The 24767-nt window shown below is 67.3% G+C and carries 28 protein-coding genes and 1 tRNA gene; 14 read left to right on the top strand and 15 right to left on the bottom strand.

What is annotated here, in order from left to right; all coding sequences use genetic code 11:
• Positions 1-27: 27 nt before the first annotated feature.
• The 3 genes from DEI89_RS09545 to DEI89_RS09530 all read right to left on the bottom strand — a co-directional run bounded on the left by DEI89_RS09545 (position 28) and on the right by DEI89_RS09530 (position 2358).
• Positions 28-462 carry a DUF2087 domain-containing protein gene (locus DEI89_RS09545; RefSeq protein WP_258366277.1) on the bottom strand — a complete coding sequence of 145 codons (435 nt, stop codon included), beginning with the start codon at positions 460-462 and terminating at the stop codon, positions 28-30.
• Positions 463-1240: 778 nt separating this feature from the next.
• Positions 1241-1726 (bottom strand): hypothetical protein, encoded by a 486-nt coding sequence (locus DEI89_RS17350; RefSeq protein ID WP_146236731.1) that lies wholly within the window; start codon positions 1724-1726, stop codon positions 1241-1243.
• Between the two features lie 227 nt (positions 1727-1953).
• Positions 1954-2358 carry a nuclear transport factor 2 family protein gene (locus tag DEI89_RS09530; RefSeq protein ID WP_110903806.1) on the bottom strand — a complete coding sequence of 135 codons (405 nt, stop codon included), beginning with the start codon at positions 2356-2358 and terminating at the stop codon, positions 1954-1956.
• Between the two features lie 83 nt (positions 2359-2441).
• Here DEI89_RS09530 and DEI89_RS09525 point away from each other — a divergent pair, with 83 nt between their 5' ends.
• A complete protein-coding gene (locus tag DEI89_RS09525) occupies positions 2442-2885 on the top strand; it encodes a MarR family winged helix-turn-helix transcriptional regulator (RefSeq protein ID WP_146243145.1) in 444 nt (147 codons plus the stop codon).
• Between the two features lie 600 nt (positions 2886-3485).
• Here DEI89_RS09525 and DEI89_RS09520 read toward each other — a convergent pair.
• On the bottom strand, positions 3486-3983 hold the full coding sequence (locus tag DEI89_RS09520) for a GNAT family N-acetyltransferase (RefSeq protein ID WP_110903804.1): 498 nt from the start codon (positions 3981-3983) through the stop codon (positions 3486-3488).
• 120 nt (positions 3984-4103) lie between these two features.
• The gene (locus tag DEI89_RS09515; RefSeq protein ID WP_110903803.1) at positions 4104-4967 is read right to left on the bottom strand and encodes a helix-turn-helix transcriptional regulator; all 864 of its coding nucleotides are present in this window, start codon (positions 4965-4967) and stop codon (positions 4104-4106) included.
• Positions 4968-5108: 141 nt separating this feature from the next.
• On the opposite strand from DEI89_RS09515, the gene DEI89_RS09510 reads away from it, so the two are divergent.
• Positions 5109-6029, top strand: coding sequence for an SDR family NAD(P)-dependent oxidoreductase (locus tag DEI89_RS09510; RefSeq protein ID WP_110903802.1), 921 nt, complete (start codon positions 5109-5111; stop codon positions 6027-6029).
• Between the two features lie 118 nt (positions 6030-6147).
• Here the strand turns inward: DEI89_RS09510 and DEI89_RS17345 are convergent, their stop codons facing one another.
• Positions 6148-6705 (bottom strand): hypothetical protein, encoded by a 558-nt coding sequence (locus tag DEI89_RS17345; protein WP_146236730.1) that lies wholly within the window; start codon positions 6703-6705, stop codon positions 6148-6150.
• Between the two features lie 353 nt (positions 6706-7058).
• Here DEI89_RS17345 and DEI89_RS09505 point away from each other — a divergent pair, with 353 nt between their 5' ends.
• Positions 7059-7619, top strand: a complete 561-nt coding sequence (locus DEI89_RS09505) for a hypothetical protein (RefSeq protein WP_110903801.1) — start codon at positions 7059-7061, stop codon at positions 7617-7619.
• Between the two features lie 248 nt (positions 7620-7867).
• Here the strand turns inward: DEI89_RS09505 and DEI89_RS09500 are convergent, their stop codons facing one another.
• The gene (locus DEI89_RS09500; RefSeq protein ID WP_110903800.1) at positions 7868-9223 is read right to left on the bottom strand and encodes a NosD domain-containing protein; all 1356 of its coding nucleotides are present in this window, start codon (positions 9221-9223) and stop codon (positions 7868-7870) included.
• Between the two features lie 78 nt (positions 9224-9301).
• A complete protein-coding gene (locus DEI89_RS09495; RefSeq protein WP_258368834.1) occupies positions 9302-10852 on the bottom strand; it encodes a glycoside hydrolase family 32 protein in 1551 nt (516 codons plus the stop codon).
• Between DEI89_RS09495 and DEI89_RS09490 the strand changes: the two genes are divergently transcribed.
• From DEI89_RS09490 to DEI89_RS09470, 5 genes are all read left to right on the top strand, one after another.
• The gene (locus tag DEI89_RS09490; RefSeq protein WP_258368833.1) at positions 10823-11983 is read left to right on the top strand and encodes a sugar ABC transporter substrate-binding protein; all 1161 of its coding nucleotides are present in this window, start codon (positions 10823-10825) and stop codon (positions 11981-11983) included. The two genes, DEI89_RS09495 and DEI89_RS09490, sit on opposite strands and share 30 nt — an antisense overlap.
• Positions 11984-12033: 50 nt before the next feature.
• Positions 12034-12918, top strand: coding sequence for a carbohydrate ABC transporter permease (locus DEI89_RS09485; RefSeq protein ID WP_110903798.1), 885 nt, complete (start codon positions 12034-12036; stop codon positions 12916-12918).
• The gene (locus tag DEI89_RS09480) at positions 12915-13754 is read left to right on the top strand and encodes a carbohydrate ABC transporter permease (protein WP_110903797.1); all 840 of its coding nucleotides are present in this window, start codon (positions 12915-12917) and stop codon (positions 13752-13754) included. The genes DEI89_RS09485 and DEI89_RS09480 overlap by 4 nt, the downstream gene beginning before the upstream one ends.
• A 139-nt stretch (positions 13755-13893) precedes the next feature.
• Positions 13894-14931, top strand: a complete 1038-nt coding sequence (locus DEI89_RS09475) for a LacI family DNA-binding transcriptional regulator (protein ID WP_110903796.1) — start codon at positions 13894-13896, stop codon at positions 14929-14931.
• Between the two features lie 38 nt (positions 14932-14969).
• The gene (locus DEI89_RS09470) at positions 14970-15896 is read left to right on the top strand and encodes a PfkB family carbohydrate kinase (RefSeq protein WP_110903795.1); all 927 of its coding nucleotides are present in this window, start codon (positions 14970-14972) and stop codon (positions 15894-15896) included.
• 67 nt (positions 15897-15963) lie between these two features.
• Here DEI89_RS09470 and DEI89_RS09465 read toward each other — a convergent pair whose 3' ends face one another.
• Positions 15964-17202: a NosD domain-containing protein gene (locus tag DEI89_RS09465; protein WP_110903794.1), complete on the bottom strand. Its 1239-nt coding sequence runs from the start codon at positions 17200-17202 to the stop codon at positions 15964-15966.
• Positions 17203-17493: 291 nt separating this feature from the next.
• On the opposite strand from DEI89_RS09465, the gene DEI89_RS17660 reads away from it, so the two are divergent.
• Entirely contained in the window at positions 17494-17730 is a 237-nt protein-coding gene (locus DEI89_RS17660) for a hypothetical protein (RefSeq protein ID WP_181421570.1), read from the top strand.
• 482 nt (positions 17731-18212) lie between these two features.
• Positions 18213-18521: a VOC family protein gene (locus tag DEI89_RS18310; RefSeq protein ID WP_375537771.1), complete on the top strand. Its 309-nt coding sequence runs from the start codon at positions 18213-18215 to the stop codon at positions 18519-18521.
• A 127-nt stretch (positions 18522-18648) separates the two neighbouring features.
• Here DEI89_RS18310 and DEI89_RS09450 read toward each other — a convergent pair.
• Positions 18649-18719: transfer RNA gene (locus DEI89_RS09450), tRNA-Gly, on the bottom strand.
• A 206-nt stretch (positions 18720-18925) separates the two neighbouring features.
• Here DEI89_RS09450 and DEI89_RS09445 point away from each other — a divergent pair.
• Both DEI89_RS09445 and DEI89_RS09440 read left to right on the top strand, forming a co-directional pair.
• Positions 18926-19999 carry a DUF6177 family protein gene (locus DEI89_RS09445; protein WP_110903793.1) on the top strand — a complete coding sequence of 358 codons (1074 nt, stop codon included), beginning with the start codon at positions 18926-18928 and terminating at the stop codon, positions 19997-19999.
• Between the two features lies 1 nt (position 20000).
• Entirely contained in the window at positions 20001-20336 is a 336-nt protein-coding gene (locus DEI89_RS09440; protein WP_146236729.1) for a hypothetical protein, read from the top strand.
• A 41-nt stretch (positions 20337-20377) separates the two neighbouring features.
• On the opposite strand, the gene DEI89_RS09435 is transcribed toward DEI89_RS09440, so the two are convergent.
• The 4 genes from DEI89_RS09435 to DEI89_RS17340 form a co-directional block, all read right to left on the bottom strand.
• The gene (locus tag DEI89_RS09435; protein WP_110903791.1) at positions 20378-20707 is read right to left on the bottom strand and encodes a hypothetical protein; all 330 of its coding nucleotides are present in this window, start codon (positions 20705-20707) and stop codon (positions 20378-20380) included.
• Positions 20704-21228 (bottom strand): helix-turn-helix transcriptional regulator, encoded by a 525-nt coding sequence (locus tag DEI89_RS09430; protein ID WP_110903790.1) that lies wholly within the window; start codon positions 21226-21228, stop codon positions 20704-20706. The genes DEI89_RS09435 and DEI89_RS09430 overlap by 4 nt, the downstream gene beginning before the upstream one ends.
• A gap of 78 nt (positions 21229-21306) precedes the next feature.
• Entirely contained in the window at positions 21307-21894 is a 588-nt protein-coding gene (gene dcd, locus DEI89_RS09425; protein ID WP_110903789.1) for a dCTP deaminase, read from the bottom strand.
• A gap of 31 nt (positions 21895-21925) precedes the next feature.
• A complete protein-coding gene (locus DEI89_RS17340; protein WP_146236728.1) occupies positions 21926-22228 on the bottom strand; it encodes a hypothetical protein in 303 nt (100 codons plus the stop codon).
• A gap of 219 nt (positions 22229-22447) precedes the next feature.
• On the opposite strand from DEI89_RS17340, the gene DEI89_RS09420 reads away from it, so the two are divergent.
• Complete coding sequence (locus tag DEI89_RS09420; protein ID WP_181421569.1) at positions 22448-23188, top strand: GAF and ANTAR domain-containing protein; 741 nt, start codon at positions 22448-22450, stop codon at positions 23186-23188.
• Positions 23188-23898 (top strand): GAF and ANTAR domain-containing protein, encoded by a 711-nt coding sequence (locus tag DEI89_RS09415; protein WP_110903787.1) that lies wholly within the window; start codon positions 23188-23190, stop codon positions 23896-23898. The genes DEI89_RS09420 and DEI89_RS09415 overlap by 1 nt, the downstream gene beginning before the upstream one ends.
• A 19-nt stretch (positions 23899-23917) precedes the next feature.
• On the opposite strand, the gene DEI89_RS09410 is transcribed toward DEI89_RS09415, so the two are convergent.
• Positions 23918-24652 carry an ANTAR domain-containing protein gene (locus DEI89_RS09410; protein ID WP_146236726.1) on the bottom strand — a complete coding sequence of 245 codons (735 nt, stop codon included), beginning with the start codon at positions 24650-24652 and terminating at the stop codon, positions 23918-23920.
• Between the last annotated feature and the right edge of the window lie 115 nt (positions 24653-24767).

Below are 24767 nucleotides of genomic sequence, written 5' to 3'. Positions count from 1 at the left end.
GGCAGCGGTCAGGGCGACAGGCCGAGGTCACGGCAGGTGCCCGCCGTTCCGGGCCGGGTTCGTGTCGAAACGGTACGACGAACCGTCCGCCGACCGGGTGAGCACGCCGGCGTCGACCGCGTCGCGCCGGACGAGCGCGACGTCCTCGACGAACATCGCGAGGGCGGCGTTCAGCGCCGCTTCCGAGACGCTGCGCCGTGCTGGTAGGCGGTCGAAGACGGTCTGGACGATCGCGTTCGAGAGTTCCTGGCGACGGCGCGCATCGGTCGGCAGGTCGCGGATCCGCCCGGTGTGCAGGACGGCTCGGTCGGACAGCAGGAGCTCGATCGTCTCCTTCGCCTCCACCAGCAGGTCGGTGACGACGGCGCCGTCGTCACCGACCCAGTCGAACCGGTCCGCGGGGATGTGCGGGTTGATGGCGACCGCCACCACCTGCCGTGCGCGCCGGAGCGCGGACTGCATGCTCACGTCGAGTACTCCTTCGTCGTCCGGGTGCCGGTGACGATACCGACGGACGTGGCGCGGGCGCGACGCGACGCGACGCGACGCGACGCGAGCGGAGAACAGCGGCTCCAGCTGTCGCTTCTCAGGTCAGGGAGCCTCCGGGACTGCCAGGTACTCAGCCGGAACGGCGGTCGACAGAGGGGGCGAAGATGCTGGTGCAGGTGTCTGGGCCTCCCGGGGAGCCGGGAGATCCCCTTGTCTGCTGCGATCGCGGAGCGGATTCCGGCTACCTCACGAAGCTGCTTGTCGACGCGTACAGCTTGCTGTCGTGGTAGCTCGTCGGAGTGAGCCCATCGTGCGCTCTCCGTGCTGCGTCGAGCCTGAGCACTGCGACGAGCGCAGCTTCGTCCCGGATGCCGATCCTCTACCGGTCGCGCTCCGCTGCCTCAATCCGCTGCGTACGTTGCTGCTGTCGAGCAGCGCGCGGCCCCAACACGAAGAGAACTGATCCAGCCACGGCGGCGGTGACCGCAGCGGCGAGCAGGGGCGGCCACGACGTGAAACCTGTGGCCGCTGCGATGACGGTCACGACGAACAACGCAATGGTCACCGGGCCGAGTATCCAGCCCACCCAGAGTCGATGTGTTCGCATCCCTCAGTTGTACTCGGCCGATGTCTCGTCGGTCGCTCGGCTACCGGGCGCGTTTTGATGTGCTGATGGTCAGCCGTGCTGCTTGGGGCGGGCGGCCAGTCGGAGCGACAGCATCCGGGAGCGGTGGCGCGGATTCCTCGCGGGCTAACCCGTCCGCGAGGTGCGGGGCTGCTCGGGGTAGGTGCACTTCCAGCCTCGGTGGTCGTCGGTCGTGTCGCTGCCTCGTCCGTCATTCAGGTGTCTTTGCACAGTGATGGCCTGACCTGCGGTGAGATGGCCGCCGTCGGCTTCATACAACAGCGCGATGTCGATTTGGCAGAGGTCGAACCGCTCGAGCAGGCCAGAGGTGGTGTCGTTGGCGGCGACCACGTACCGGTAGACGCCGGGCGTTTCCTCGGTTGCCTGGCCCATTGCACTCTGACGCTGACCGAGATCGGTTGCGGGCCAATCCTGGGTCGCGTCGCCCAGTGGCGTCGTCGCTGCGCCGGCCTGAGTTCTCGAGCCCGCATCGGAAGGCGATGCTGCATCGGTTGGACGGGAGGTGTCGGCAGGCGTCGATTGCTTCGCCGCGGGAGATGAAGATGGGACACGCAGCTCTTCTTGATCGCTCGAAGCGGAGCAGGCGCTCACCCCCCCAGAGTGACGCCCAGAACCAGTGCGATTCCGGTTCCCCGGAGCATGTTGCGCTTGTCCAGGTGTTCCCCCTCGTCACTGGGCAAGTCCGCCCGGTTTCGGTCGACCGGAGCTCACCGTCCCTCCCTCCCGCTCGGCCTGCGCGCGAGTCCCGCTCGCGGAGGGAATCCGCCATGTCTGAAGACGTAGTGGTGAGGCACGACAGTCGGGGAGTTTGGCGGTGGTCACGCCTGCAGCTGGGGGAACGTTCCGCGCGTCCACACCAGGTTGATGGAGAACGACGTGACGAGCCAGGTGTCGCCGTGACGCATCAGTCGGCCGCGCCAGACGTTCGATCCCTCGAACGCCGGCGTATGCGCCGAGTCGCAGAAGACCGCAGTGACATTGCCGCGAACTTCCGCCTGGTTCCCCGCGATGTCGGCGACGACGCCCGAGACGAGGTGCTGCGTGGCGGGGATCGGTTCGTGAACGGCGCGGACTTGCTCGACCACCAAGTCGGCGCCGACAGTGACGCCCATTACCGTCGTGGCTTTCACATCGCTCGCGTACATGCTGAGGAGATCGTCGAAGCGGTGGTCGTCGATGGCAGCGAAGATGCGGGAGATGACGTCGGACGGTGCGCTTGACATGAAGAGCCTCTCGTGTTGTTGGGATCCCAACGTTGGGATCCCAACGATACATGGAAGAGGGAGTTTCGCCTACCGTGGAGAACATGGCTGAGCGGGAGATTCCGGAGCGACTGAGTTCGCTTCCGAGCTGGCTGCTCGTCGAGGCCGCGGCGCGAGCATCTCGCGTCGTGTCGGAGCTCACCGCAGAGGCCGGCGTCCCGAAGGCGGCGTACCCGGTCCTTGCCGTGCTCGAGGCGGCTGGTCCGCTCAGCCAAGCCGAGGTCGGCCGTCGCGTCCGGATCGACCGCAAAGACCTCTCTGGGTATGCTGCGCGGCTCGAGCAGCTCGGCTTGGTCACGCGGCGTCCCGACCCCGTAGACGTGCGACGAAACCTGCTTGAGAACACGCTTGCGGGGACGGAGCTCCTCGAGCGGCTTGACCCCGCTTTCGCGGCGGCGCAGGACCAGCTACTTGCACAGTTGACCTCAGCGGAACGGGCGACGTTGAAGCGGCTGCTCGATCTCATCACCACTGAAGTCGCCCACTAGCTGCAGGCCCTTCGACCCGGCAGTGTCTTTCGTCATCGCGACGACGGCGCTCCTCCCGTGGCTGCCCCCCCGGATAGTCCAGCCGGCAACCGGCAGCGATGTTCCGTAAGCCGGTCATCCACCGGTACACGGCTGGCCGTGACAACCACGACAACTTGCCCGTGTCCTGCTTGACCTGGGGATTCCCGTATGACTGTCCGGTGAAAATGCCCGGTGAGGGGGGGCGCTGAACGCAACACCGTCCACGTACCCGAGCGAGGGTGCGGCACTTCCGTCGGGGGCACCAGCGCGGGGACCAGATCGCTGCGCGTCCCGCTCGAGCACGTCCCTGCCGAACGCCGTGTTCACCCGCCAGCGACCTAGCGCGCACGGCACGCTGCTCCTGACTCGCCGGGAGACGACCCCTGACGAAGGCGGCACCGAAGAACGCGCTCCGGCGACAAGTTGTGTGCGAAGGAGACAAGTTGTTCGCGCTGCGATGTCGGCTACCGACCAATCTGTCCCGACCTGCGCTGCGAAGCACCCCGCCACAACGCCGATATCCAGCACCGCTGCCAGATTACTTGTCCTGACGTGAGCAGCGTCCCGGTAGACGATCGGTCAGCGGACGAGTCGCACCGTTGTTCCGATCGGGCCGAAACTGGAGATGGCACCGTCGGGCATGAAGCCGTTTCGTCGGTAGAACGAGTGAGCGCGCGGGTTGTCAGCCGCGACCCACAGCGACGCCGGCCGTTGGCCGAGCACAACGTCCAGGAGCGCTTGACCTGTTCCGCTCCCGTGCGCGTGCTCGAGCACGTAGAGCATGCTCAGCTCCTCGGGCCGGACAGCGGCCGGTTCTTCCGCGGTGGTCTGGACAGTGGCGAACCCAATCATGCCCACCTCTGCGATGGCGACCACCGTTGTGAAGGTCTGGTCTTCCAGGTTTGATGACCACATGCCGATGCGCCGATCGATTTCGAACCAGGGGTTGGTGTCGGGGTCGTCCACGAACCGCCCGTAGGTTTCGCGCCAGGAAGTTGCGTGCAGGCGCGCGATGCTCGCCGCGTCGTCGGTGCTTGCCGGCCGGATCACGGCGGCAGCTGAATCACGCTTTCCCATGTCCTGACCGTACCGATCGACGCCGCGGGATGGGGCATGGAGGTGGTGATACCCGGCCTCTGTCCCGGCAGCGGATCGTTGACCGGGACGGGCTGGGTGGTGTTCCCCGCACCCGGGGCGTCAGGCGGATGTGGTGATGTGCGCGTTCCGGGTCACGCCGACGAAGGCGAGTTTCTCGGCGTCGGAGCTGCCGGCAGCGGCCGAGTAGACGATGATCCGAAGGTCCGATCCCGGGACGGTGACGACGTCGCAGTCGAGCGTCATGGTCCCGACGTCGGGGTGGGAGATGGTCTTGCGGTCAGTGGTGTGACGCCCGACCGACGCGCGCTTCCAGTGAGCATCGAAGGTGCGGCTGGTGGTGCGCAGCTCGCGGACGAGGTGCCGGAGACTCGCGTCGGCGGGGTATGTGGTGACCGCCGTCCGCAGGTCCGCGACGATCGCTGCTTCGAACTGCTCTGAGCCGTTCTCGGAACGCGACGGCCGTAGTGACCGGCGGGCTTCACCGTCGCCGAAGACTGCTCGTGCGAGGTTGCGCTCGGCGACGGGTATCGCGATCGGGTCACCTTGGAGGGCGGACCAGTGCGGGTTCCACGCAAGGAGGTCCCACCCGGCGGAGAACACCGCGAGGGGTTGACCGTCGAGACGTGCGACGAGGCGTTGCACCCCCGGGGGGATGTGGGTGCTGACCTGGTCGTCGGCGGGTGGGAGGAGCCCTGCGACGCGGTACAGGTGGTCGCGTTCCGTGTTCGTCAGGTGCAGCGCCCGAGCCATCGCGCCGATGACCTGCGCTGACGGGTTCCGTGCGCGGCCCTGTTCCAAGCGCACGACGTAGTCGACGGAGAGGCCTGCGAGACTCGCGAGTTCCTCGCGACGGAGTCCCGTCGCACGCCGGCTCGGGGCAACGGTGATCCCAGCGTCTTGAGGTGCGAGCCGGTCGCGCCAGGCTCGGATCAATCCGCCGAGCGTGTCGCTGCTGAAGTCCATGTCCTCATCCTCGCCCCTCGTGCCGCGATCGGTGGTGGTACCACCGGTCCCACCGACGTGCAGGGCACTGGTCCGTCGCCGTGGTGCTCATCAGAGTTGACGACGCACCGCCCGGTGCACCGCACACGAAGGACTCCTGACATGACTGCAACCCACACGCTGGTGATGACGGGCGCGAGTCGCGGCATCGGCCGCCTCGCCGCCGAACGCATCCTCGCCGCCGACCCGCACGTCCACCTGGTGGTGATCGCCCGGGGGGACAGTGGCACTGAACTCGCGGCACAGCTCGGACGTGGCGGACGAACAGTGTCGTCCGTGTCCGCGGACCTCGGATCCCTGGTCAGCGTGCGTCGAGCGGCGGCGGAGATCGCAGAGCAGCTGCGCAGTGGGCAGCTGCCGCCATTGACGGGATTCGTGGGCAACGCGGGCATCCAATACACGAACGCGCTGACAGCGGGCGCAGACGGGCTCGAGGCGACGTTCACCGTGAACGTGCTCGCCAACCACGTCTTCATTCGTGCTCTCACGGAGCACTTCCAGGCAGGTTCGCGGATCACGATCACCGTCAGCGACACGCACTTCGGTGACTTCAAGCACAACATGGGAATGGTGCCCGGGCCGGTCTGGCAGGACCCGTACGCCCTCGCAAAGCCAGGAGCGTTCCCCAAGCCGTCGACCACCGGCGCCGGCCGCACCGCGTACTCCACCAGCAAGCTCGCCGCGATCTACCTCATCCACGAGTACGCCCGCCGACTTCCCGAGGGTGTGGACGTCGTCGGCTACAACCCCGGGTTCGTGCCCGGAACCGGACTCGCAAGGAATGCGGATGCGCTGTCCCGGTTCATGATGGGGCGCATCATGCCGCTCATGGCCGCCACTCCGATGGCTACCAGCCTGGACGATGCCGGCCGGCACCTCGCTGACGTAGTCCTCGGCAAGACGTCGGCTCCGACGGGGGCCTACGTCGACAAGGGAACGGTGGAGCGTTCCTCCATCGAGTCCTACGACCCCGCACGCGAAGCCGACCTCTGGGCGGCAGTTGAAGACCTGACCACTGCTTGACGCGGTCAGCTACTACGACCCGACGGCGGCTTCTCCGCGCAGTTCTGATCGGCGACCACACCCAAGGGGCGTCTCTTTAGACGATCGGCTATCGGGCACGGAAGCTGCGCCTGCGCCTTCAGCGTCGCCGGAGGTCGTTCACGGTGACCACGAGCGCGAGGGACATGAGGACGAGGAGCGGGAGCCAGGACCAGACGCGCTCGGTGTTCACCACCAAGTTGAACAGTGCGAGCGTCAGCGCAAGGACGGCAACCACCACGACGAACCACCCCAGCGGCTTCGACATCCTCGAAGTCCTCCCGAGCCTGGCGGGAGCACCGCTGACGAGGGAATGCTCGGACGACTCGCTGCCAATTCCCGGCACGGCGGCGTGCAAGAGGCGGATGTCTCGTTCGCCTTCGCCCCAGTCGAAGAGCGTGGACGGCATTGCTGGCCGCGTTTCCACGGCGACGCTCGTTCCGTTCCCGGTCGGCGTCAGCCTGACGGTGATCCGTTCACCCCACGAGAACGCGTTGCCTCGCACCGATGCCTGGATCACGTCGCTCGTACTCGTTGTCACGCGCGCGCGTGAGGACTGTGTGATCTCGTGGAGGAGCCGCTCGCGAACGACGTCTATCGGGGCCGATGCCGTCCAGTGGGCCGTAGAGCGTGCAGCACGTGTTCGGACTTCAAGCATGATTCCAGTGAAGCCCGTTTCGCGGCGCGAAGGACACCAGGCACCTGCGTAAGTTCCGCTATGTCGTCCAGGACAAGGCCTGCGCGACTCGATGAGGTGCTCACGCCGACCAAACTGTTCCGGTTGACGATCGTCTACCGGACAGTGTCGGAGCACCTGCGCACGTTTTTCGACGCGCAGGCACGGGGTGGCGCTGATAGTCCTGACGGCGAGGGTCTGGCAGGGCACGGCCGACGTATGTGAGCGCAGCGTCGCCAACGCTCGTGAGACGATCAGCGCATCATCACCGAAGGGAACCTTGTGGGCCGTCGAGCCAACCCTGTCGCAGCGCAGCGCAGCGCCGCCGCTTGTCAATGCTGCTGTTCGTCACGCTGACGCTCACCACAATTGGACTGACCGTCGCCGTGGCCGGTGGATGGCAAATGGTCAGAGCACACACCCTGACGTTGTCCGCTGCGACCCATGCTGATGACCATCGAAAGTTGCAGGCGAAGTCGGAACGCCTGCAGGATGAGCAAGCTGTCACCCGTCAGGCTGCCGACGATGCGCAGGCTGCGTACACCGAGGTGTTCGGAGACCTCGAGTTCCCCGGCCGCACCCTCACCGACGAGGAAACCGGAGACCTCTCGGGTCGGCTCGAAGCCGCGGGCCAGGTCGAAAAGAAGGCGGAGTCGGACTACACCGCTGTCTCTCGCGACCTGCATGCCACGAACACACAAGTGGACACGGCAGCGGCCGCCCTTTTTCGTGCGACTGCAGGCGCAGACCAGGCGTCTGGACTGGGTAGCGTCGCCCTTTTCATCGGCGGCTCCTTCACCGTTGTCTTCGGGATTATCGCCATCGTGCTGTGGTTCAGCCGCGGCAAGCACGACGCCCACTACACCGCCCGATTCGCCGCCCTCGAGGCGGTGTGACCAGGACGGGAAGCACGGCTGCCAGCGACACCGCGCGTTGCGGCCCGCGGCCCTGTAGACCGCAGTACTGCGCGGCCGCGCAGCTGACGCAGTAGCCAATCGGCTACGGGAAGAACGGACTCGATTAGGGGTGGAAGCGAGGCTCCGTTGCGTAGAGGCCGACCGCTGCGTCGGTCAGAGTCATGGTGGGTTCCACGCAGACATTGGTGATCCCGCGTTCGAATTTCCGCGGGGTCCGTCAGAGCCGGTCAGGCGCCCTTGCTGTCACCGCCGGGGATGGAGGGCGTCGCGCGGAACGCATTGCTCTGTCGGTCCATGTCGACCTGGCTGTCCGTTCCCGAGTCCAGGACCGTGTTTTGTGTCGATCCTGCGTCGACCCGTACCGCGAGGACGTTGAGCTGCCCCGACTGCCTCGTGGACAGCAGGGCGTCGACCTGACCCGAGAATGCAGATTCGTTCGACCGGGTGTCGACGTCCTTCGCCACAACGTGGTTCGTCGCCACGGAGTTACCGGTCCCACTCACGAGTCGGATGATGACGGGCTTCCCACCGGCGAGAGTGACCCGTTGTGAGTCGACGACTTCGGAGAAGTGATTGCCGACGATCGTGTTGTCGTCCCCATCGACCCGCAGGAGGCCGTAATCGTCGTCCAGGCCGTTGTCGATCTCGAGGAACGGGGTCCAGGGCTCGTGGTCCCGGAGGAAGTGGTTGGACGCGACGAGGTTCTCGGTGCTGTTCCCTGCGAGCAGGACCATGCCTGGGTAGAACGAGTGAAGCCGGTTGTTGGTGATGCTCGACCGGGTGACGTTGCGGAGGTGGACGCTGCTCGCCCCGCGGGGGAACACGTTGTTGGCCGTGACCAGGAGGCCGCCGTGATGTTCGGCGTAGATGGAGTGGCCCTTGAAGCCGGCACCGATGAGGTTGTCGGTGACCTTCGATGCTTGTCCCCATCCGCGGAGCTCGATGCAGTTGCCGCACTCGGCGATGAAGTTGTCGTGGATGGAAAGGGCGTCGGCGTTGTGAATCGTGAGCCCGTGTTCGAGGTAGACCAGTCCCATCCCGTTGAAGCGGAAGGAGTCGTTGGCGCTGGCGACGTGGACCCCGGTCTTGCCGTTGACGTAGGTGTTCTCGGGGAGTAGGTCGGAGCCGTCTGCGATGAAGTGCATGCCGTCGATGCAGAAGTTTTCGAACTCGACGGAGCTGATGCGAGGACTGCCCTCGCGCTCCACGAGGAATGCGGCGCCGGCCCGCTCGTCCGCATCCTCGGCGAGCGGCATGTCTACGAGGATGCGGCTTCCGCCGGGCCAGAGCTCATGCAGGTCTGGCCACTCCTCCTTGGGGACGTTGAACCGGATGCTGGATGAGGTGAATCCGTGCCCGGCGCCGCGGATCTTCAGAAAGCTGATGTCGATGAGGACCTGTGTGCGGAGGCGGTAGTCTCCCGGCGGGAGGTCGATGACCGCGCCGGGCTTGCCGCCGTCGCCGTCGGTTCCGCTCTGGCGGGTCTTGACGTCGGCGATGATGCTGTTGATCACTACGCCGATGTCGTCGGTCGGGTCGCCGATGGGCCAGGTGGTCACGTCGTAGTGGTTGCTGTTCGGCATGGTTCTGAGATTCTTCCGTCTTGTCGCTGCTGTGGCGGCTGGGAGTAGCCGACCGGCGGGATCAGTTCGAGCGCGGTGCTACTGCGTGACAGCGACCGGGGTGCGCAAGGGGGCTGCGAACAGTCCGGCTCTAGTGCTGATTTCGAGGACGGGTCCGTCGAGGAGGACTTGGACGAGGCCGCGGCCTGCCGGCACCGATCCGCTCGCGCCGGTCGCTGCCGCGACGTGCAGCTCGTCGGTGTCCCGTTCGAGAGTGAGGATCAGTTCACCGTTGCGGGTGATGATCAGCTGACCGAGGTCGGGGTCCCAATTGATCACGTCCGCCCGTCCGTCGCCGGTGAGGTTGATGCTGTCGAACGCCGAGTGCGCGTTGACGCCGTCGCCGCTGATGACGTCGGGGTGCGGGCGAGCGATGAGCTCGTCGCCGTCGAGGGTGAGCAGGTGGGGCACGCTCATGGCACCGGTCCAAGTGTCCCCGGCGTGATCGCGGATCTCGCGGAGCCAGAAGACCAGCCCGGGCCGGCCGTCGGCGTCGCGGTAGAAGGACGGTGCGTAGTAGCTTTCGCCCCACGTCAGCCGACCCCATCGCTCGACCTCGAAGACGCCGTCTCGCCACTCCCCAAGTCCGTAGGCGACGTAGTGGAGCTCGTCGTCGTTCCAGACGGAGGTGATCAGCACATCGACACCCTCGATCGTGAAGACCTGCGGGCACTCCCAGAGCTTGCCGGTCCAGACCGGTTCGGTCAGCGAGGTGTTCCGCTGCGCGGCGACGCCGTCGTACTGCCAACTCTGGAGATCCGGCGACGAATACGACAGCGCGGCCGCGGTGGTGCCGTCGATGTTCGCTCCGACGAGCATCCGCCATCGGTCACGATCACGAAAGACGAACGGGTCGCGGTAGACCTGCACATCGATGTCCTCGGGGGGAACGGCGACGACGTCCCCCTTGGTCCACGTGGTCCAGTCCGAAGCGGTGGACGTTGCGGTACGGATCCGACCGATGCTGAAGTCCGGGGTTTCAATCGACGTGTAGAAGATCGTGGTCCGGTCGCCGTCGATCGCGAGGGAGCCCGACCAGATTCCATCATCGCCCTCGCCGGGCGCCAACGCCACCGGCTGCTCCGTCCACGTGCGCAGGTCGGTGGACGTCGCGTGTCCCCAGTGGCAGGACGGCGCCCAGCTGGTCTGTTCCGGCACGTACTGAAAGAAGACGTGGTACTTGCCGTCGTGCCAGGTCAACGACAGGGGGTCGTTGATCCAGCCGGATCGGGCGGTCAGGTGGATGCTGGGGCGATCGTCGTCGATCATGCGCAAGGGGTCCCCTCGGAGCGATGGGCCGTCCGCTTGACGGCCTCTGCGTAGATGTATATCTTGGGCCAAGTCGTTTTGGCAAAACGCTTTGTCATCGACACCGTACCCGATCGCAGCGCTGCTGCTGCAGACGAAGGAGACGAAGTAATGATGCTTCGTAGGAAGTCCGGCACGCGTGCCGGCAACAAAGGCCGCATCCTCGCCGGTGCTGCCGTTGCGGTGGCATCGGCGCTGGTCCTCAGCGCGTGCGGTGCTGGTGGCGGCGACGGTGGCGGGTCTGCGAAGAGCTTGACCGTCCTCGTCGAGGCTGGCGGCCACGGCGAGCTCCAGCCGATCGCCGATCTCTACAAGAAAGAGACCGGGACGAAGGTCCAGTTCGTCGAGCTGCCCTACGACGGCCTCTACAACCGCGTCAACAGCGAGCTCAATTCCGGGTCGGTGTCCTTCGACGTCGCCGCGCTCGATGCGATCTGGCTGCCCACCTTCAAGGAAGGGCTGACGCCGCTGAACTCGCTCTTCACCGAGGACGTGGAGAAGGATCTCTTCCCGGCTGAGCTGCAGGAGGGCAAAATCGGCGGCGACTACGTCGGTATGCCTGCGTGGACCAACACGGAGATCCTCTACTACCGCAAGGACCTCCTCGACGACCCGGCAAACAAGACGGCGTTCAAGGAGAAATACGGCTACGACCTGGTGCCTCCGACGACGTGGGAGCAGTACCAGGACGAGGCCGAGTTCTTCACGAAGGACGGCATGTACGGTACCGCGACGAAGGGCGCCGTCGAGACCGAGTTCCTCGCCGCGCTGTCGCAAGCCGGCGAGAAGAACATGGTCGTCGACGACAAGGGCAACGTCACCCTCGGTGACGCTGCAAGCCTGAAGGCGCTGGACTTCTACACCAGCATGCTCGACTCGTCAGCACCCGGGGCGGCGCAGACCGACTGGGCGGCAGCGCAGAACCTCTTCTACCAGGGCAAGACTGCGCTCATGCTGTTCTGGGGCCACGCCTACCGGCAAATCCCCGAGGACTCGAAGGTCTACGGCAAGGTCGGCGTCGCCCCGATGATCGCTGGCCCCGCCGGTGTTGCCGCCGTCCCCGGCCCGTACTACCTCAGCGTCCCGAAGGCATCGCCGAACCAGGACGCAGCCGAGGAGTTCATCAAGTTCGCGTACAAGCACAACGACCTCAGCGCGACCACGGACCTCGGGCTGGCGGCGCGGGTGTCCGCCTTCGAGAAGTACCAGGACAAGCCCGGCTACGAAGCGTTCAAGCCGATGGTCGCGACCCTGCAGGCGAAGGGCACCATCCCGCGTCCGTCGAACCCCAAGTGGCAGCAGATCGTCGACAACGCCCTCGTCCCGATGCTGCAGCAGGCCGTCCGACCGGGTGCGGACAACCAGCAGCTCCTCGACCAGGCCAAGACCAAGGTCGAAGACATCCTCAAGTAGAGCGTGGTGGCCCTGCGGGGCCACCACCTCACCCGAACCGAAAGTGGCTCGTGCGTATAACCGACCGACGCTTCGCCGTGCTGATGATCCTGCCGGCGGCGCTGTTCCTGCTCATCTTCATCGGCTGGCCACTGATCCAGTTTGTGACCAACAGCTTCTTCGACATCAACCAGCTCGCGGGCACACGAAAGTTCGTCGGGTTCGGCAACTACATCACCGCGTTCACCGACCCCGAGTTCGGTAACTCTGCCTGGCGGACCGCGGTGTACACGGCGATCGTCGTGTTCTTCGAGTTCGCCATCGGCCTGCTCGTCGCGCTGCTCTTCGCCACCATCGGTGACCGTTCCCGCGTGTTCCGCACGATCTTCCTCTACCCGCTGATGATCGCCCCGATCGTCGCCGGCCTGCTCTGGAAGTTCCTCCTCAGCGACAACTTCGGCATCGTCGGGCAGCTGCTCTACAGCGCACATCTGCTGCCCTCTCCCAACGCGATCCAGTGGCTGAGCGATCCGAAGATCGCCCTGGTGTCGGTCTCCATCCCGGACGTGTGGCTGACGACGTCGTTCATAACGCTCGTGCTGTTCGCCGGCCTGCAGAACATCCCCGGCGACGTCCTCGAGGCGGCCCGCCTGGACGGCGCCCGCTACCCCACACTGCTGTTCCGCATCGTGATCCCGCTGCTGCGTCCCGTGATCGCCGTCGCGCTCATCGTCCGTGGCGTGGATGCCGCTCGCGCATTTGACGTGATCGTGCTGCAGACCAACGGCGGCCCCCAGAATGCCACCGAGACGATGTCACTGCTGGTGTACCAAACACAGATCCGGTACGGGGATCCAGGTCTGGCAAGCGCAATGGGGACCATTTACCTCATCGCGATGCTGGCCGTGGCCATCTTCGCAATCTTCAAGATCTGGCGACCAGGGAGTGACCAGTGAACGGCCTCGAAACACAGCGCATCGGTACGAAGACGATCCTCTGGATCGCCCTGATCCTCCTCGTCGTCCTCTACGCCTTCCCCTTCCTCTACATGGTGCTCACCTCGTTGAAGGTGCCGGTGGAAACCATCGCGGTTCCCCCGACGATCTGGCCGCGGAACTGGACGCTGGAGAACTACACCTCCGCGCTCGGCACCAGCGGCGTGCCGGCATCGTTCATCAACAGCATCGTCACTGCGGCGATCAGCACCGTCATGTCGCTCGTGCTAGCCGTGCCAGCCGCGTACGCAGTCACCCGTTACCGGACCCGCTTTGGGCAGGTGTTCATCCTCGTCGCCCTCGTGACCCGCATGGTCCCGGCGATCGTCGTCGGCGCACCGCTGATAACGATGTTCCGCAGTGTCGGCATCCAGGACACGTCGTTCGCCCTCGCGATCGCGCACACCACGATCTCGCTGCCGCTGTCGATCTGGCTGCTGTCGAGCTTCTTCCAGGCCGTCCCGGAAGAACTCGAGGAAGCTGCCCGCGTGGACGGCGCATCTCGGATCGGTGCGCTTGTCCGCGTGATCCTGCCGGTCACCGCTGGTGGGCTCGCGGTCACCGCAATCTTCGCGTTCCTCGCGTCCTGGAATGACTACATCTTCGCGCTGCTGCTCACGTCCGTCCGCGCACAGACGACGCCACTGATGATCGCCGACTTCCAGACACAGTTCGGTCTTGACTGGGGAACCATGACCGCCCTCGGGATCGTGTACTCCCTGCCTGTCATCCTGCTGACGTTCGTCTTGCAGCGGCACATCGTCGCCGGTCTCACCCTCGGCGCAGTCAAGGGGTGAACGTGGCCCGCTCGGAGATCACGCTTACGGTGGACTTAGGGTGAGGATGCTCGCGCATCACACCGGGAGCGGGATCTTCCACGGCCACGAGCACCGGTGATGGCGTGCTCGACCAACCTCAGCCTGAACGAAAGGATCGATGGTGGCTCCGAGACGCGTCGGCATCAAGGACGTCGCAGCCGAGGCCGGGGTGTCGGTCACCACCGTCTCCCACATCCTCAACGACGTCGACTTCCTCCGCGCCAGCGATGAGACCCGCGAACGGGTCAAGGACGCCGCGCGGCGCCTCGGTTACGGCCCGAACCGGATGGCTCGAGGCCTGCGGATGCAGCGCTCCGAGATGATCGGCCTGCTCAGCGAGGAGATCGCCACGACCCCGCACGCTGGTCGGATCATCCTCGGCGCGCAGAACGCAGCCCGCCGCCACGGGCTGACGCTGGTCATCATCAACACCGACCGCGACGACGTCGCCGCGAACGCCACCGCCCTGATCCGGCAACAGGTCGATGGTGTCCTCTACGCCACGATGTACCACCGTGACATCACTCCGCCGTCCGAGTTCGAGGCCATCCCGACCGTCGTCATCGACGCCACCGACAGCACCAGGAAGCATCCCGCGGTCGCTCCGGACGAGCGTGGTGGTGCCCGCGCCGCGATGGCGGAACTCCTCGCTGCCGGGCACCGACGCATCGGCTTCATCAACAACGTGGACGACGTCCCCGCCACCCACGAACGCTTGGCGGGGTATACGGAAAGCCTGCTGGAAGCCGGCGTTGCCCCCGACGAGTCGCTCGTCCGCGCCGCACCGTCCGAAACCCCGGGCGGCTACGACGCTGCTCGCGCGCTGCTGCAGCGGACCGACAGGCCAACCGCCCTCTTCTGCTACAACGACCGCATGGCGATGGGCGCCTACCGCGCCGCGGCAGAGCTCGGCCTCCGCATCCCCGCCGACCTCTCAGTGGTGGGCTTCGACAACCAGGAGCTCATCGCCGAGGGCCTTTTCCCCGCGTTGACCACGGTGGCGCTGCCGCATTACGAGATGGGCGAGTGGGCCCTGGAACGTCTCGTCGAGCTGCAGAACGATGTCCCACCGGACGAGCAGGAGCGCGCCGTCGGACCGGTGTTCCTGACCTGCCCGCTCGTACGCCGCGAGTCCGTCGCCGCACCGTCTCATTGACGACCGACGGTGGCATCACCGTCCGCTGAAGGATTGCCATGACCCCCTCCTACCGCCCTGTGATCGTTCTCGGCGAAGCGCTTATCGATGCCGTCGTTGACGGATCGGACACCCGCCTCACGCCAGGCGGGAGTCCCATGAACGTCGCAGTGGGGCTTGCTCGTCTCGGCGTGCCCGTGACCCTCGCCACGCAGTTCGGTGACGATGAACTCGGGCGTCTGATTGCCGAGCACCTCGCTCGCGACCGTGTGACGGTCGACCGTGCTGAAGGGCGGACCTCGGTCGCGCGTGCGGAACTCGAGGCGGATGGGTCCGCTCGGTACGACTTCGACATCGTCTGGAACCGGGAAGCGCCCGTGCTCCCTGCCGTGGATGCGCCAGCTGTTGCACACACCGGCTCGTTGGGGGCCTTCTTGCAACCCGGCGGCCACGCCGCAGTGCAGCTGTTCCGTCAGCTTCCGGCGGCGACAGTGCGCAGCTTCGATCCGAACATCCGGCCGGCGCTCCTCGAGCAGGCCGATGCGCTGCAGCAGTTCGACCGCATCGTCGAGCGGACGCATGTGGTCAAGCTCAGCGACGAGGACGCCGACTGGCTCTACCCGAACGTGGACCTCGACGGCGTCCTCGACCGTCTCCTCGACGGTGGGGTGCGCCTCGCCGCCATTACCCGTGGTGCAGCCGGATCAATCGTCGCCGGCCGGGACACTCGCGTGCAGGTCATGGCGCCCACGGTAACGGTTGCCGACACGATCGGAGCAGGAGACGCCTACATGTCCGGGCTGCTCTTCGCGTTGCTGCAGGGCAGCGGACTCCAGCGGATACAGCAGTCCGCTGTCGACACGACGCTGCTGACGCGCGTCGGGGGCGTGGCGGCAGCATCGGCGGCGGTCGCGGTGAGCCGTGCTGGCGCGAACCCTCCATCACCGGCGGAGCTCTTCGCAGCGACGACCGGCGACTCTGACTGATCACGTCCGCATGGAGAGACAGCGGGCCCGTCACGATGCGTGACGGACCCGCTGTCGGCGAACGGTCCTACGGCGTCGGTCGGAACCCGTAGCTCGTGGAGGCGGCGGCGAACTGCGCCTCCGTTCCGCTGTCGAAGACGTGCGAGTTGGTCGTGCCCGCGTCGAGGACCACAGTGTGCAGCGTCAGGTTACTGATCACGTGATTGGCGCCGATGAGGTTCTGATCGCCGCTCGCGACGCGGAACACCGCTGCGGTCGCGCCGGCGGGCGTGACCTGCTCTGGCGGGATGATCACGGTCACGTGGTTGCCGGTGATGGTATTGCCGTCACCGTTCACCTGCACGACACCGTAGTCATCCGGCCGGCCGTTGCCGAATCCGATGAAGGGCCCGTACGTTTCCACCTGCCGCTCGAACATGTTTGAGCCGATCAGGTTCTCCTTGCAGTTCCCCTCGAGCGTGATCATGCCCGGGTAGAACGAGTGCAGCCGGTTCGCGGAGATGTTGCACCTCGTCGAGTTCTTGAGGTGCACCGAGTCGATCCCGCGAGGGAAAACGTTGTTGCCGGTGACGAGGAGACCGTTGTGCTGCTCGGCGAACAGCGAGAACCCGATGGGTCCCGCGCCGAGGTGATTGTCGGTGACCTTTGAAGCCTGGCCGGACCCGGTGAGCTCGATGCAGTTGCCGCACTCAGCGATGAAGTTCCCGGAGACGTCGAGCGCGTCCGCGTCCTGCACGATCAGGCCGTGCTCGAGGTACACCATCCCCATCCCGCGAACTCGGGTTGCATCGGTCGCGGACGCGAACCGGATCCCGACCTTCCCGTTGCGGTACGAGTTCTGGTTGCCGGTGAACGACACCCCGTCGAGGCAGAAGTTCTCGAACTCGATCGAGCTCAACCGCGGGTCTCCCGATCGTTGCACGAGGAAAGCCTCGGACTTGCCGTCTGTGTTCTCGACCTTGATGTGGCTGCCCCCCGGGTTGAGCTCGTGCCACGTGGACGTGTCGCCGGAGTTGTAGCGGATGCTCAAAGACGTGAAGCCGTGTCCGGAACCGCGGATGCAGAGGTAGCTGGTGTCGACGACTACCCGCGTCTTCAACGAGTAGGTTCCCGGCGGGATGTAGATCACGGCGCCGGGCTTGTCCGCCTGGCTGGTCTGGCGGCGCTTGATGTCCCCGATGATGCTGTTGATGACCGCGCCGATGTCCCACACCGGATCAAGAGCGCCGGTCGGGTTCCAGTCGGTGACGTCGTAGACGTTCGGCTCCGTCGGGATGGCCACTGGCTTCTTCTTGTCGGCGGGCATCAGAGCAGCCCCACCGGGATGCGACGACGCCGAGCCTGGAGCTTCCCGCGGTGCCCGGCAGATGCACTTTGGCTTACTGTCGCCTGCAGAGCGGGCACGTTGTGCGCGGCCACGGCGAGAACTGCCATCCCCGTCAGCACCGTGCGCCGAGACATCACGAGATGTTTCGTCATTGCTGCTACCCCTTCGTAGACTGCCAAACCGTTTTGGCATGGCCTGCACTGATGCTAATGCAATAGCCCACACGAGAGGAAGAGCGGACTCCAACTCGCCCGCTGGCGGATGCATCAGATGGAGGCTTTGCCTCGCCCGCTGGCGGATGCATCAGATGGAGGCTTTGCCTCGCCCGCCCGGGACTGGCTCACTTCCTCGTCGGAGCGCTCGGTACACGGTCGTGCGACTGACTCCGAGGACGTCACCGATCACATGGTGGGTGCGCTCGTGATCTCGCGTGCCGTGGCCGAGGCGGACACGTCGTTATCCGACGAAATCCTGACCGCGAACGCCGAACAACTCCATCGGCTGTGACGTCAGTCGAAGACCCTCGACTATCGGGCGCACTGCCTCGAGCCCGGCGCTCGGGGATCAGATTGCAGCAGCGTCCGATAGCCGGTCGGCCACCGGGACACGGCTGGCGGTGACAACCGCGACACTTTGCCCGTGTGCTGCCTGACCTGGGTGTTCCCGTATACCTGTCCCGCAAAAATGCCCGGTGAAGGTGCCTCAAGTGCTATAGGTCGAAGTCGCCTCTCGTGGTCCCGCGGGTCGATGGCGGATTGATCGCGGGCGACGGAAGCCAACCAGTCGTGCTGCCCGGGACACTCGGCACGGCCTCCGAGTGCGACTGAGCCCGTCGTCGCTGCCAAACAGCCTGTCCATCTCGGTATTTCGAACACGTTGTGTGGCAGTCGGACAAGTTAGCTGGCGGACGACAACAACGGCGGCCCCAGGGAGCCCCGCGAACCGCGAGAACATCCCGTGGAACGCCACCGTGATGGTGTCCGACCTCGTTGACGCGCACGCAGCCTCGCCAGCGCCAACGCTTCCGTCGGTTGCGCTCCCTCGGTGTCGACGACCTTCGAGAACGACCTGAGCGTGCTGGTCGAAGCGCGCTCGGGCTGTCGCCGCAGTACCTCGTCGTGCCCGTACCTGAGCCGAAGACCGTCAAGAACCAGGTGCACCTCGACCTGTGCGGCGAGGACGCCGCCGCCGAGGTTCGCTCATCACGCTCGGTGCTCTCCGAGTCCCCGGGATGGACGACGATGGCGGATTCAGATCGGAACGAGCTCTGCGCTCCTCGAGGCCGTGCCAGGGGATGAGCGGGGCCGTCCTACTCAGCGTCGGCAAGCTCGACCTGTTACGCGTTTCCAGGGCTGGAGTCTCAACTACTTCGAGAGAAGTCTCACCTGTGTTGAGAAACGACAACAGCAGTGGGGGACCGGAGAGAGCGAGTGACGGGAATCGAACCCGCGCTACCAGCTTGGGAAGCTGGAGTTCTACCATTGAACTACACTCGCGCATCCCGTCGAAACGGGACCGCACCAGCCTAGCGGAACTTCCGCCGGGTGCCAGCCGCACCTCCGTGGCGGACACACGCCGGGCCTCCCGTCCGCCCCTGTCTCTCCGCTGTGAGCCGCGCTCTCCGACGGACACCGCCAGGAGCCCGTGTGTACCGTCCGAGGAGATCACCGAGCTCGTACGACCGACCCGAGGAGGAACCGGAATGGTCCGACATCCCCTCATCGACGACGTGGTCGGCCCGGCCATCGTGGTGGACTCCAGTGCCCCCGTGGTGTGGCTCACCGACTCCCTCGACTCCCTGCTGCGCCGCGCCGAGGTGGCCGGGCGCACGGTCGTCCTGCGGACCGGGCCGGAGGCTGCGCTCACCCCCGCACTGCGGCACGCGCTGGGTGCGCACGGCGCCGCATGGGCGGTCCGCGGACCCGACGGCGCCCTGCGAGACGGGCGCACCGGTGTGCCGGCGGCCGGCGTGGAGGACTTCGTCACGCGCGGCTCGGAGCTCCTCGGTGAGCCCTCGCCGGAGCACCGTGACGCCGTCGGCTCGGTCCGGCAGATCAGCATCGACCTGACCCTGCGGCACCACGACGAGCGGACCGTCGACATTGGCTCCGCGATCGAGGCGCTGTGCGCGACGGTCGGCACGTGCCCGACACGGTGGGGCACGTCCGAACCGCTCACCTCGGCGTGGGACCGCTGGGTCGTGACGCAGTACGCGATGCACGAGTCGCCGGGCATCAGCACCTCGTACGCGATCGGCGACGGCTTCGCTGCGACGATGACCGCGCACCTGACCGACGGGGTCGTCGTCGAGACGATGTCCGCGGTCCTCACGGTGCCCGAGAGCGGCGCGGACCCGCAGCTCGCGTCGCGCCTGCTCGATGCCGTGCACCGCGTCGCCGGTGACGTGGAGCCCGTGTTCGGTGTCGTCATGCAGCGCCGTGGGGACGCGGACCACCTGGTGCGCGCGGTCGCCTACGGCGAGCCCGAACCGCTCGCGGTCATCGTCGGACCCGAGGCCACACGCTTCCTGGACCGCCGCGGCGAGTGGCCGCCGGTCCGCACCACCACCGACACGTTCGCGGGCGAGGTCGGCGAGGGCCTGGTCGTCCGGTTCGAGGACGGCTGGACCGCGCTCGAGTCGTTCCTCGACCGCATCGACGAGGACCGGTTCCTGCAGCTCGTCGGGGGTGGGCCGCTCGACCCGGCCTCCGACGACGGCGCACTCGGGCCGCACGCCATGCACCACGGTGGGCAGGGGTCCCAGGGTGCCGCGTGACGTGACCCTCCTCTGTCGCGGTGAGGTGCAGGTCCGCGACGTCGCCGAGGCGCTGCTGCTCCACGACGACGCGTGGGGTGTCCGGGCGCTCGACGACGGACCGATGATGCAGGTCTGCCGTGACGCCACGCACCCGGTCATCACGGTGCTCGGAGTGCGTCGGGTCGACGAACTCGGCGAGGTCACGCGGCTCCTGCCCGACGCCCCGGCGCTCTCGGTGCCGCTGTGGTGGGTCGACACGGTGACGCCCTTCGACGCGGACGGCGAGCGCGGGGTGACGGCGGCGCTGGAGGCGTCGCTCGACCTGGACGCCGTGTGCATCGTGCACGGGGACTGACGCCGGGTCGTCGCAGCGTCCGTTGACCGCTCCGGCCGGATTCAGACGCAGCGGGCGCGCATCCGCCGTGCCGCCGCGCAGAGGACCGGGACGTCGGTCCGAGCCGTGCCGAGCAGCACCGACGCGGGTGTCCCGGCGGGTCGGCGGGTCAGTCGTCCGGCGAGCGCCGACACGTGCGCCCACGGCACGGCGGGTTCGTGCGCGGTCATCATCGGCGGGAGCTGCTGGACCGCCGAGGCGATGTCGACCAGGCACATCCGGACGGCGTCGTGCACGAGCGCCTCGGGCAGGGCCGGGTCGGCGACGTAGGTGCGGATCCGGTCACAGGACGCGATGACGTCGTCCAGGGACTGCGCGACGGGCGTCGTCACAGCGGGACCGTCCGGTCGAGCAGCTCGTCCGACAGGGCATCGGCGGCCAAGACCTCGACGCGCACGCCGAGCAGCTCCTCCGCGTCGTCCTGCATGCGCATCAGCGAGAACATGCCGGTGGGCGGTGCCAGGTCCACGACGAGTTCGACGTCCGCGGGCCAGTCGTCCGCGCCCTGCGCTCCCGAGGTGCCGACGAGCTGCCGGACGGCGACTGCGCCGTGCCGTTCGAGGATCGAGCGGAGTTCGTCACGGTGCCGGGCGACGAGTTCGCGCAGGGGGAGTGGCTCGGCGACGGGTTGCAGGTCGATGGCGGTGCGGAACCCCGCGGCGAGCAGGAGCCGCTGGAGCGCCGCGAGCGAGGGTTCGCGTCGGCCGTTCTCGTAGGTGCTGATCACGCTCTGGGTGACGCCGGCCCGTCGGGCGAGTTGCACCTGCGTCAGGTCGGCCCGGAGCCGGGCCTCGCGGATGATCGCTGCGGCGGAGAGCGTCGTCGTCGACGCGCGAGCGTGTCCTGGCGGCATGTGCGCAACGATACACAGGATTCCGTATTCCGGTTCTGCGGTGGGGATCGATGGTCCGCCGCCCCGACGGAGGCTCGTTCAGCGCGGCTGGGACACGTCCGCTCGGTGGAAGTTCAGTGCCGACCGCGACGCCGTCGGTCCGCGCTGCCCCTGGTAGCGCGACTGGTAGTCGGCGGACCCGTAGGGTTTCTCGGCCGGGCTCGACAGCTGGAAGAAGCAGAGTTGGCCGATCTTCATCCCCGGCCAGAGCTTGATCGGCAGGGTCGCGACGTTCGACAGCTCGAGGGTCACGTGTCCGGAGAAGCCCGGGTCGATGAACCCGGCGGTGGAGTGGGTGAGCAGCCCGAGACGGCCGAGCGAGCTCTTGCCCTCGAGCCGTGCCGCGATGTCGTCCGGTAGCGTGACGACCTCGAACGTCGACCCGAGCACGAACTCGCCCGGGTGCAGCACGAACGCCTCGTCCGGGTCGGTCTCGACCAGACGGGTCAGGTCGGGCTGGTCCACCGCGGGGTCGATGTGCGGGTACTTGTGGTTGTCGAACAGCCGGAAGTACTTGTCCAGCCGGACGTCGATGCTCGACGGCTGCACGAGTGCGGGGTCGTACGGGTCGAGGCCGATCCGGCCCTGGTCGAGCTGGGCGGTGATGTCGCGGTCGGAGAGCAGCACGCTGGAAGCCTAGTCGCCGGCCCGCGCACCGTCAGGAGTCGAACCCGTCCAGGACCCAGTCGTCGGTCGGCAGGGTGCGGTCCTGCCAGCGCATCCGGACCGCGCCGTCGTCGACCAGGTGGGAGTCGGGGTGGCCGGTCCGGAGCTGACAGCGGTGCCCGTGCAACACCCGCGGGCAGCGGTCCTGGTCCGGACCGGCGGAACCACGGCGGCCGACGACGGATCCGGCCAGGCGGGCGGCGACGCGGCGCAGACGAGCTCGGCTGGTACGCCGCAGGCTGACGCGGCGGGCGACGGGCCGGGCGGCGGGCGAGAGGGGAAGTGGTGTGCGCACGGGAGACTCCAGCTGTTCGCAGTGATGCGAATGAACGAGCGGCCGGGGTCTGGGGCTACCGAGATGAACGCTAGTCGAGCCCACCTCGGAGTGGGTGGAGTCCGCGCGACTAGGCTGAAGTCGTCGGCTTCAGCACCCAGCCCCCGCGCTGCAGCCACCCCCAGCAGGAGCGAAGATGACCACGACGACGACCTCCACCTCGACCACCACGCGCGGCACGTGCTGCCCGACGCGGTGTCGGCGATGATCTCCTTCGCCGACGCTGCCCGTCGCCTCCAGCACGGTGAGGACGGAGCGATCGCCAGCACGTTCGTCGACGTGCTGCCGATCGAGGCTGCAGCGCTGTCGACGCTCGGACCGCCGTTCGGCAGCGCGGTCTTCTCCGCTTCGGATCGACGTGCCGCAGAGTCGGACGAGCAGCAGGTGCTCCTCGGTGAAGGCCCTGGGTGGTCCGCGCTGCGGTACCGGGAGCCTGTCCTCGCGTACGACCTCAGCGGACCTACCGGGGACGACTGGCCGTCGACCCGAGCTGCACTCCGGCAGACCGGCTGGGCGGGACTGCTGTCGTTCCCCCTGTCCGTCGGGACGTTCGACCTCGGGGCCGTGACGCTCTACCGCGCGGACACCGGCCCGCTGGCACCGGCCGAACTCTACGAGGCGAAGCTCCTCGCCCACCTGGCCGCGCTGCGGATGCTGTCCTCGGCCGTCCGTGACGTCGAAGCCGGACGGACCCCGACGTCCGTCTCGGTGGCGCAGCCCTCCGGCCGCCACGTGCACCAGGCGACGGGGATGGTGGTGGCCCAGCTGGACCTGACCGCCGAGGACGCGCTCCTGGTCCTCCGCGCCCGGGCGTTCGCCGACGGGCTGCCGCTCCACGCCGTCGCCGAAGCCGTCATCGAGCGGCGCATCGACTTCCGAGACCCACGCACAACCGATCCCGTACGGAAAGAAGACCGCTGATGACGCAGAGCAGAGAGCAACGCCTCGTCGACACGTTCGTCACGCTCGCCGACACCCTCGTCGACGACTACGACGTCATCGAGCTGCTCCAGCTGCTCGTGGGGAAGGCAGCTGACCTCTTCGACGTCAGCGCTGCAGGGATCATGCTCGCGACCCGGATGGACGAACTCGAGTTGGTCGCCTCCACCAGCGAGCGGAGCAACCTCGTCGGCATCATGCAGCTCGACGCCGGCGAAGGCCCCTGCATCGAGGCCTACCGCACCGGCAAGGTCGTCACCGTGGGCAGCCCCGCCGAGTTGGCCGAGCGGTGGCCGGCCTTCGCGGCGGCGTCGAAGCTGTTCGGCTACGCGTCGGTGCACGCCATCCCGCTCCGTCTGCGGAACGAGACGCTCGGTTCGATGAACCTCTACCGCGAGCAGCCTGGTGCACTGGGCGAGGACGACATCGTCGCCGCCCAGGCGCTCACCGACGTGGCGACCATCAGCATCCTGCAGCAGCGTGGCCTCGAGCAGGCCACGATCGCGCGCACGCAGCTCCAGCGGGCGCTCGACAGCCGGGTGGTCATCGAGCAGGCCAAGGGGTTCCTCGCGCAGACGCACGAGGTCGACATGGACGAGGCGTTCGCCCTGCTCCGGTCCTACGCGCGGTCCCACCAGACGCCACTCGCCGACACCGCACGGCAGGTCGTCGAGCGGACCCTCTCGATCTGAGGGGCAGCGGGGCCGACCGTCAGGCGAACTCGCGCAGGTCGGCCCCGCGCTGGACGACGTCCTCGGCGACGTCGCGCAAGCCGCGACCGGTCCGCCCCGCACCGTCCCGGAGGACGCGGAAGGCCTCGTCGATCTGCACGTCGCGCCGGTAGGCCAGCGCGCCCTTGGCCTGCTCGAGCAGCACCCGAGCTTCGAGGGCGTCGGCGATCTGCGCATCGAGGGAGCGCTGCATCCCCTCAGCGCGGTGTCGGACCAGGGCAGCGGACGCCGCGTCGGCGAGCAGCTGGATCACCACGACGTCACCGTCGTCGTGTCCCCGGTCGTGGTCGGCGAAGACGCACAGCGAACCGATGGTCGCGGTCCGCAGCCGCACCGGTTCGGCGAACGTGCCGACCAGCCCGCGCTCGCGCATGACCTGCGTGAACGTCGGCCACTCGGCTGCCTTCGCGGTGACGTCCGGCACGTCGACCGTCGCGCCGGTCCGGAAGCAGTCCAGGCAGGAGCCCTCGTTCGTACCGAGCTGGGCCTCCTCGGCCTCGATGCTGCGCTCGCTCGTGGAGGCGATGACGTGCAGTGCACCGGACTGGTCGGCGAGGACGATGCCGGCTTCGGTGGCGGCGGTCCAGTGGACACAGGCGTCCACGACGCGGGTCATCGCGTCGAGGACGTCGAGGGCAGGGTCGAGAACGGATCCCACCACTTCGAGCAGGTGGTCGAACCGGTCCTGGTCATCGCGCTGCGCCGTCGTCGTCACGCCGCCCAGGCTACGGCGACGGACCAGGGACGTCGCCCAGCATCCGACGGCACCGGTCGGCACCGACCATCCCGCTGGTCACCGGAGGTGCTGGATCCGTCGGCCGCCGGGCGAC

It is taken from the genome of Curtobacterium sp. MCBD17_030, from assembly GCF_003224255.1.
Taxonomy (GTDB): Bacteria; Actinomycetota; Actinomycetes; order Actinomycetales; family Microbacteriaceae; genus Curtobacterium.
The sequence above is the reverse complement of the archived record's forward strand: the minus strand, read 5'-3'. Positions and strand labels throughout refer to the sequence as shown.

Bases quoted from the DNA above. Each gene is read 5' to 3' on its own strand.
- DEI89_RS09545 (WP_258366277.1), bottom strand. From the start codon at position 462: ATGCAGTCCGCGCTCCGGCGCGCACGGCAGGTGGTGGCGGTCGCCATC.
- DEI89_RS09530 (WP_110903806.1), bottom strand. From the start codon at position 2,358: ATGTCAAGCGCACCGTCCGACGTCATCTCCCGCATCTTCGCTGCCATC.
- DEI89_RS09525 (WP_146243145.1), top strand. From the start codon at position 2,442: ATGGCTGAGCGGGAGATTCCGGAGCGACTGAGTTCGCTTCCGAGCTGG.
- DEI89_RS09520 (WP_110903804.1), bottom strand. From the start codon at position 3,983: ATGGGAAAGCGTGATTCAGCTGCCGCCGTGATCCGGCCGGCAAGCACC.
- DEI89_RS09515 (WP_110903803.1), bottom strand. From the start codon at position 4,967: ATGGACTTCAGCAGCGACACGCTCGGCGGATTGATCCGAGCCTGGCGC.
- DEI89_RS09510 (WP_110903802.1), top strand. From the start codon at position 5,109: ATGACTGCAACCCACACGCTGGTGATGACGGGCGCGAGTCGCGGCATC.
- DEI89_RS17345 (WP_146236730.1), bottom strand. From the start codon at position 6,705: ATGCTTGAAGTCCGAACACGTGCTGCACGCTCTACGGCCCACTGGACG.
- DEI89_RS09505 (WP_110903801.1), top strand. From the start codon at position 7,059: ATGCTGCTGTTCGTCACGCTGACGCTCACCACAATTGGACTGACCGTC.
- DEI89_RS09500 (WP_110903800.1), bottom strand. From the start codon at position 9,223: ATGCCGAACAGCAACCACTACGACGTGACCACCTGGCCCATCGGCGAC.
- DEI89_RS09475 (WP_110903796.1), top strand. From the start codon at position 13,894: ATGGTGGCTCCGAGACGCGTCGGCATCAAGGACGTCGCAGCCGAGGCC.
- DEI89_RS09470 (WP_110903795.1), top strand. From the start codon at position 14,970: ATGACCCCCTCCTACCGCCCTGTGATCGTTCTCGGCGAAGCGCTTATC.
- DEI89_RS09465 (WP_110903794.1), bottom strand. From the start codon at position 17,202: ATGCCCGCCGACAAGAAGAAGCCAGTGGCCATCCCGACGGAGCCGAAC.
- DEI89_RS17660 (WP_181421570.1), top strand. From the start codon at position 17,494: ATGGAGGCTTTGCCTCGCCCGCTGGCGGATGCATCAGATGGAGGCTTT.
- DEI89_RS09445 (WP_110903793.1), top strand. From the start codon at position 18,926: ATGGTCCGACATCCCCTCATCGACGACGTGGTCGGCCCGGCCATCGTG.
- DEI89_RS09430 (WP_110903790.1), bottom strand. From the start codon at position 21,228: ATGCCGCCAGGACACGCTCGCGCGTCGACGACGACGCTCTCCGCCGCA.
- DEI89_RS09415 (WP_110903787.1), top strand. From the start codon at position 23,188: ATGACGCAGAGCAGAGAGCAACGCCTCGTCGACACGTTCGTCACGCTC.